At 63.6% G+C, this 7,220-nt stretch carries 8 protein-coding genes; 4 read left to right on the top strand and 4 right to left on the bottom strand.

Annotated elements, in window-relative coordinates; all coding sequences use genetic code 11:
* On the bottom strand, positions 1 to 1,492 hold a 1,492-nt coding region (locus EN749_RS04795), incomplete at its 3' end, for an AsmA family protein (protein WP_128362644.1).
* 131 nt (positions 1,493 to 1,623) lie between these two features.
* Here EN749_RS04795 and EN749_RS04790 point away from each other — a divergent pair.
* A complete protein-coding gene (locus EN749_RS04790; RefSeq protein WP_128362643.1) occupies positions 1,624 to 2,586 on the top strand; it encodes a Dyp-type peroxidase in 963 nt (320 codons plus the stop codon).
* Between the two features lie 65 nt (positions 2,587 to 2,651).
* Here the strand turns inward: EN749_RS04790 and EN749_RS04785 are convergent, their stop codons facing one another.
* The gene (locus EN749_RS04785) at positions 2,652 to 3,173 is read right to left on the bottom strand and encodes a hypothetical protein (protein ID WP_128362642.1); all 522 of its coding nucleotides are present in this window, start codon (positions 3,171 to 3,173) and stop codon (positions 2,652 to 2,654) included.
* Positions 3,174 to 3,293: 120 nt separating this feature from the next.
* Entirely contained in the window at positions 3,294 to 4,706 is a 1,413-nt protein-coding gene (locus tag EN749_RS04780; RefSeq protein ID WP_128362641.1) for an FAD-linked oxidase C-terminal domain-containing protein, read from the bottom strand.
* Positions 4,707 to 4,808: 102 nt separating this feature from the next.
* On the opposite strand from EN749_RS04780, the gene EN749_RS04775 reads away from it, so the two are divergent.
* Positions 4,809 to 5,288 carry a thioesterase family protein gene (locus EN749_RS04775; RefSeq protein ID WP_128362640.1) on the top strand — a complete coding sequence of 160 codons (480 nt, stop codon included), beginning with the start codon at positions 4,809 to 4,811 and terminating at the stop codon, positions 5,286 to 5,288.
* A gap of 236 nt (positions 5,289 to 5,524) precedes the next feature.
* Entirely contained in the window at positions 5,525 to 5,722 is a 198-nt protein-coding gene (locus EN749_RS04770; protein WP_013531006.1) for a hypothetical protein, read from the top strand.
* A 16-nt stretch (positions 5,723 to 5,738) separates the two neighbouring features.
* On the opposite strand, the gene EN749_RS04765 is transcribed toward EN749_RS04770, so the two are convergent.
* Positions 5,739 to 6,218: an Lrp/AsnC family transcriptional regulator gene (locus tag EN749_RS04765; protein ID WP_127810019.1), complete on the bottom strand. Its 480-nt coding sequence runs from the start codon at positions 6,216 to 6,218 to the stop codon at positions 5,739 to 5,741.
* A 164-nt stretch (positions 6,219 to 6,382) separates the two neighbouring features.
* Between EN749_RS04765 and EN749_RS04760 the strand changes: the two genes are divergently transcribed.
* The gene (locus tag EN749_RS04760) at positions 6,383 to 7,216 is read left to right on the top strand and encodes a DMT family transporter (protein ID WP_245482782.1); all 834 of its coding nucleotides are present in this window, start codon (positions 6,383 to 6,385) and stop codon (positions 7,214 to 7,216) included.
* Positions 7,217 to 7,220: the final 4 nt, after the last annotated feature.

Below are 7,220 nucleotides of genomic sequence, written 5' to 3'. Positions count from 1 at the left end.
CTGAGGGCTTGGCATCGTCGGGCTGGCTGGAATCGATGCGGCCGGAAAACTTCGCCTTGCCCAGGATCAATTCGAGATCGCTGAAGGCCTGGCGCTTCTGCGAGAGGTCGACCTTGGCCTTGAAGCCGGCGGCAGGGAGACGGCGGATCGCCTCGTCGACATCCTTCGACAGCCAGGCGGCAAAGCCGGAGGGTTGCGCCACGGCCAGCAGCAGCGAACCGTTGAAGCCGAAATGACCCTCCAAATTGAGCACGAGCATGCCATCGGCTTCCAGCTTGGTGCGGCCGGGCAAGGTCGCGGCAAGCGATTTCACCGACCAGCCGCCATCGACCGGCTCGGCGGAAAGATGCACGTCGCGCACCGTGGTGTCGCCGACCACCACCGCCGGCAGCTTGACCTCGACGGTGCCGGGAATGGTCGGCTTCGGCATGTCGAGCAGCGCCTGCTCAAACGCCGCAATGCGCTGGTCCAGCGTCAGGCCGGCGCCGGCCTCGGCGCCCACCGCCTCGTCGAACTGCACCTGCGCGCCATTGGCCTCGATGGCGAAACTCGGTTTCAGCCCGAGATCGACAGAAGCCTTGCCATCGGCGATGTAGGGGTTGTCGAGCGGCCCGGTCTCGAAGCGGAACTCGTCGACACCGAGCTTCTCGTGGTCGAGCGAAAACTTGCCGTTCAGCCGAAAGCCCGGATCGGGCTTACCGGCCGAGACCTTCACCGTCTCGCCGTCGGTGCCGCGGAGTTCGGCGCTGTTCTTGTCGGCGCCGGAGATCTTGAACTGGCCGGAATAGACGGCGGCACCGTTGACGATGCCAGCATTGCCGTCGGCTTCGATGACCAGCGGATAGGCGTCGGGATCGGCCTTCAGCCGAAGCCGCATCTGCCCGTTGCCTTCGGCCTTGCCGGTGGAGGCAGTGACCGTGGTGCGAAGACCGTCGAGCCGCAGCGTGCCGTCCATGCGCCATGGCCCGGCCAGAGACTTGGCCGAGATGGTCGAATTGATCTCGGAAAACAGGTGGCTGCGCCCGCCGGCGGCATGGCGCAGTTCGATCTGCCCTTCCGTCACCGTCAGCTTCTCGATCGAGATCTGATTGAGGTCGAAGGGAGAGGACGGCCGCATCGCCCAGTCGACAGTGCCGTCATTGGCGATATCGATGGTCGCTTTCGGCCGCACCAGCCGCATATCGAAGATCAGCACTTCGCCGCGCAGGAAGGGCGGCAGTTCCGCATCCATCGAAAACGTCTCGACGGTCATGGCCGGCTGGCCATTGGGGCCGCCGGCGACGGCGACGTTGGAGAAGGTCACCGAGGGGAACGGCAACAGCCTTGCCGTGGCGTCGCCCTGCACGGTCACCTTGCGGCCGAGAATGGCGCTCGCCTCGCGCTCGAATTGGGCGCGATAGCCTGTCCAGTCGACAAAATACGGCACCACCAGCGCCGCACACAGCACCAGCACAAAAAGGCCACCAAAGATCACGAACAGGCGTGCGAGCATCAGCTCCGAACGGGTTGATTGAAATTCTGCCGCACTCTACCCGCATCCGCGTGTCGATAAAGAGGCAATTCATCCAGTGTTGCGCGATCCCGGATGATCTGAAACAAATCCCGGCGAAGCGGAGAATTCGGATGTCTGGAAAGAACTGGGATCGCGTGCCGATCGATGCGCAAAGTGTCGACGCCCCGCTGTCGCTTTCGGCGGTCTTTCTTGTCGTCACCGTCGCCAGCGGCCAGACCGCGCTCGCCAAGGTTGCCTCCGTGCTTGGCGGGATCGACGATCTCGTCAAAACCGTTGGATTTCGCGATCTTTCCGGGCGGCTTTCGTGCATTTCCGGCATCGGCCGCGATCTCTGGGATCGTCTTTCTCCAGATCGGCGGCCGCTGGAACTGAAACCGTTTGCGCCGATCAAGGGTGCCGTTCATTCGGCGCCTTCGACCGCCGGCGATCTTCTCTTCCACATCCGCTCCGAGCGGCCCGATAAGTGCTTCGAGTTCGAGCGCATTCTGCTCGACAATCTCGGTGATGCCGTGAGCGTCGTCGACGAGGTTTCCGGTTTTCGCTATTTCGATGCCCGTGACCTGCTCGGCTTCGTCGACGGCACCGCCAACCCGACAGGCCTCGATTTGCCCGCCTCGGCACTCGTCGGTGATGAGGACGCCGACTTCGCCGGCGGCAGCTATGTCGTCGTCCAGAAGTACCTGCACGATCTCCAGGCATGGGGGCGGACGCCAACGCCTCTCCAGGAAGAAATCATCGGCCGCACCAAGATCGACAACATCGAAATCGATGATGACGACGCACCTCGCAAATCACACAAGTCGCTGGCCACCATCGAGGATGCCGATGGCAATGAGTACGACATATTGCGCGACAACATGCCGTTCGGCAGGCCGGGGCAAAAGGAGTTCGGCACCTACTTTATCGGCTACAGCAGGTATCTCTGGGTGATCGAGAGGATGCTGCAGCGAATGTACATCGGTGAGCCGCCGGGCGCTTACGACCGGCTGCTCGATTTCTCGACGCCGCACACCGGCACGACGTTCTTCGCGCCAACCCGCCCCATGCTGCAAACCCTTGTTGAGGGCGCATAGAAGACGCCTGCGACCGCACGGCAGGCCGGCGTCCCAACGATTTCACCCGGCGATTGTCAGAACCCTCAGCGTGCGTCGCGCTTTGCTTGCGCCACCTTGGCCGCCTTGCGCTGCCGGCCAAGCTCCATCGGTCGGACGAGGTCTTGCGCCCTCTGGTTTGCCACCGACCGCATCCCCTTGCGCGCGGTGCGCGAATTGAAAGCAGGGCCTTCCGGCGTCGCCCCTTGCTTCATGACAAATGCCTTGCGCGCGTTTTCGATGAGCGAAACGCTGGCCGCCAGCTGCCGGCGCCGCTCGGCCTCGCCATTCAGCCGCCGCATGGTCATGGCCAGCACCGCAAGCTTTGTCTGCGAACCGCCATCGGACTTTGAGGGCGCGGCGCCTTTCGGCGCTCCCTTGCCGCGTATCTCACGCCGGCGGCGGTGTGCTTGGGTCTGCGCCTTGTCGCGCCGCTCCCGCAACAGCTTGACCAGGCCGGCAAGATCGGCGTCGGAAAGCTCCTGCACCGCCGGATGGTGCGATTTCCCCACCAGTTCCTGTTCGTCGGCGCTCAGCGCACGCGCCGCTTCCTTGCGTGGAATCGCCATGGCATTCCTCCTCCGCTGGCACGCCTGAATGTTCCAGGCCTCGCTGCTCAGCGAAGTCTCGGCTCGAATCGTGCCCTGGTCAAGACGAGCCGCCTGCGAAACTGGGGTTGGAAGATTCGCCTAGTCTCCAGGCAATATCTTGCCTGGGTTCATGATATCGAGCGGATCCAGCGCCTGCTTGATCGTGCGCATGATGTCGACGCCGTGGCCGAGCTCGTGGCGCAGGAAGCCGATCTTGCCCTGGCCGATGCCGTGCTCGCCGGTGCAGGTGCCGTCCATGGCGATCGCTCGCATGTTGAGCCGCGCGACGAACTTTTCCGACAGCGCGATCTCCTTGGGATCGTTCACATCCATCAGCACCAAAACGTGGAAATTGCCATCGCCGGCATGGCCAACGATCGGCGCGATCAGACCCATCTCGGCTATGTCGGCTTCGGTTTCCATGACGCATTCGGCAAAGCGCGAGATCGGCACGCAGACATCGGTCGACAGCCCCTTGGCGCCTGGCCGTAGCGTCAGCGACGACCAGTAGGCGTCATGCCTGGCCTTCCACAGTTTGGTGCGCTCCTCGGCAACGCTGGTCCACAGGAACGGCCCGCCGCCATTCTCTTCCGCGATCATGCCGAAGGTCTCGGCCTGTTCGGCAACGCCGGCATCGCTGCCGTGAAACTCGACGAACAGGCACGGGCTTTCGGGATAGTCGAGCTTGGAATAATTCTTCATCGCCCGCATCTGCAGCGCGTTGACCAGTTCGATGCGCGCCACCGGGATGCCCATCTGGATCGTCGCGATAACAGCGTTGCAGGCCGCCTCGACGCTCGGAAACGGGCAGACGCCGCCGGAGATCGCCTGCGGGATGCCTTGCAGCTTCAAGGTCAGCGAGGTGATGATGCCGAGCGTGCCTTCCGAGCCGACCAGCAGCCGCGTCAGATCATAGCCGGCCGAGCTCTTTTTCGCCCGCTTGCCGGTCGTCACCGTCTCGCCGTCGGCCATGACGGCGGTCAGCGACAGCACGTTCTCGCGCATCGTGCCGTAGCGCACCGCGTTGGTGCCGGAGGCCCGCGTTGCGGCCATGCCGCCGAGCGAGGCATTGGCGCCGGGGTCGATCGGAAAGAACAGTCCGGTGTCGCGCAGATGCCGGTTCAAATCCTCGCGGGTGACGCCGGGTTCGACCGTGCAGTCGAGATCCTGTGGATTGACCGCCAGGATACGGTTCATGCGCGATGTGTCGACCGATATGCCGCCGCCCGGTGCGTTGGTATGGCCTTCCAGCGAGGAGCCGACGCCGAAGGCGATCACCGGCACGCGGTGCGCAGCGCAGGCGCGCACGATCTCCTGCACCTCGGCGGTCGTCTCCGGAAACGCGACGCCGTCAGGCGCCTGCGTCGGAATATAGGTGGTGGTATGCGCGTGCTGCGAGCGGATCGCCTGACCGGTCTGGAATCGCTCGCCAAGCTGTTGCTTGAGAATGCCGAGCACCGCAGCGATGCCTTCCTCGTTGCGTTCGACCGGGTTGAGGTCGCTCAGAGCCATGAATTCCTCCGCGAATGGACCAGTGTCCACGCTTGTTATGCGATTATGGATGCGTAGTCTTACCCGCCACGCTCTGTCCAGCGCCAGAACAAGGAAGTTTCGATGCCCATCCCCACTCCCTTCGTCTCGAAACCCATGGACATCGAGAAGGACTGGATCGACTACAACGGCCATCTCAACATGGCCTATTACAACGTGCTGTTCGACCGCTGCTCGGACGATGCCTTCGAGGCAATGGGCATGGGACCGAACTATGCCAAGGATCGTCGCCTGACCATCTACACGGCCGAAGTCCATGTCTGCTACGTGCAGGAGCTGCATCTCGAGCACAAGGTCACGGTCTCCTTCCAGCTCATCGACCACGACGACAAGCGGCTGCGGGCCTACCAGGAAATCCGCCATGTCGACGGCTGGCTGGCCGCGACTTCCGAATCGCTGTCGCTGCATGTCGACATGTCCGGGCCGAAGGTGGCGCCCTTCCCCGCCGATGTGCTGGCCAGGGTCGAAGCCATGCGCGCCGCCCATTCGGCACTGCCGATGCCGGAACGGGCCGGCCGTTCGATCAGCATCAAACGCAAATAGGGCGAAGCCGACACCTTCTCGTTCCCGGCTTCAAAGCCACACCCGCAATCTAAAATCGCAGAACCCTGCCGTCGGCCGGCAGCAATGCTTGAAGCGGCGCGGCGCCCTCGTTAACCTTACCAAGGTTTTAACGGGAACAAGCCATCTGAGCCGTTGCGCGACTCAGCGGGTCGGTCGAAAACGATCCGCATCGAGGTAGCGACACGGGCGGCGCGGCGCCGGTTCGAGGAAAGTGCATGAAAACCGACATCAAGGTCGAAGTGGACAGGCTGGCCGCCGATCCGCGCATCACCGACTATGATTTCTGGCGCTCGCTCAAGAACGTCAACAACGAGATCTTCCACATCGCCAACAACAACGAGCCGATCCCGTTCGACATGATCCGCTGGCGCGCCATCCTGAAGCAGGCGCGCATGAAGCGCGGCCACGCATAGGTTCCTCTCCCGTAGGTCAAGCCTGGCGCCTCAACGCTCCCAGCGCCGAGCGCGCCACCACCGGCGACGACTGGATGATCGCCGTATTGGTCATCGCATAAGGAATGATGCGGTCGATCACCCGCTCGAGTTCGGCCACCGAGCCGACATGCGCCAGCGCGATGAAACAATCCTCTCCGGTCACCCGGTCGCATTGCACGATCTCCGGCAGTTCGCGGATGATCTCGGCCACGACGGCCAGTTGCCCCGGCACCGGCCGGATGCGCAGCCATGCCGACAGCGGCAGGCCGAGTGCCGCCGGGTTGATCCTGACCGAATAGGCCTCGATGACGCCGCTTTCCTGCAGCCGCTTGATGCGCTCGGCCACGCTCGGCGCCGACAGACCGACTGAGCGTGCCAGCTCCGCCGTGCTGGTGCGCGCGTCCTTCTCCAGCAGACGCAGGATCTTCATGTCAGAGACATCGAGGTCGGCACTTTCAGTTCGAAGGCGCTTCATGGGAAATTCCTTGCTTCTGAGAGAAATCTCGCCAGACGAGCCCATCATCACTCATATAAACCGGCAAATATGCCTGCGATACTGATCCGGTGGATGATCAAACGCAAGCTCTTACGGCAGATCCTGCCCCGGGCAACCCCACCCTGGCCAGGCCGACGGCAAAATTGCCGCCGCATGTCTGGTTCGCCGTCAGCGCCGTCTTCCACTATCTCGGGCCGGCCTTCGCCGTGCTGCTTTTCCCGCATGTCGGCGTGCTCGGCATGGCGTGGCTGCGCATCGCCACGGCAGCACTCATCTTCGCGCCGCTGACCCGTCCATGGCGAAGCTTCGCCCGCGCCGATCGCTCGACAAGACTGCTGTTGCTGGCCTTCGGCACCTGTCTGGCGGTGATGAACTGTTCGTTCTACCTGGCGCTCGACCGCCTGCCGATCTCGCTGGTGGCGGCGATCGAATTCGTCGGCACCATCGGCGTCGCGGCGATCGGCCTCAGGAGCCCGCGCAATCTTGCCGCCCTTGTCGTCGCCGTCGCTGGCACCTTGCTGCTCATCGACGTCAGATGGTCCGACAATCCCATCGGGCTGTGCTGGGCCTTCCTCAACGGCGCGCTGTTTGTCGGCTACATCGTGCTCGGCCACCGCGTTGCCGCGTCTGGCGTAGGCGCCGGCATCGCCGGCCTGGGTGCTGCCATGGCGATCGCCTTCATCGTCGTGCTGCCGATCGGCCTCACCGATGCGCTGCCGGCCTTTTTCTCACTGCCGCTGCTGTTCGCCGCCATCGGCGTCGGCATCTGTTCCTCTGTCATTCCCTACATCTGCGACCAGCTCGCCATGTCGCGGCTGCCACGCGCCAGCTTCGCGCTGATGCTGTCGCTGCTGCCCGTCACCGCGACGCTGATCGGCGTCGTCGTGCTGCGCCAGATTCCAAGTTTTACCGATTGCCTCGGCATTGCGCTGGTGGTCGCCGGCGTCGCCTTCCACAAGCCGGCGAACACGGATTAGACGA

This window comes from Mesorhizobium sp. M7A.F.Ca.ET.027.02.1.1, from assembly GCF_004022985.1.
Taxonomy (GTDB): Bacteria; Pseudomonadota; Alphaproteobacteria; order Rhizobiales; family Rhizobiaceae; genus Mesorhizobium.
The sequence above is the reverse complement of the archived record's forward strand: the minus strand, read 5'-3'. Positions and strand labels throughout refer to the sequence as shown.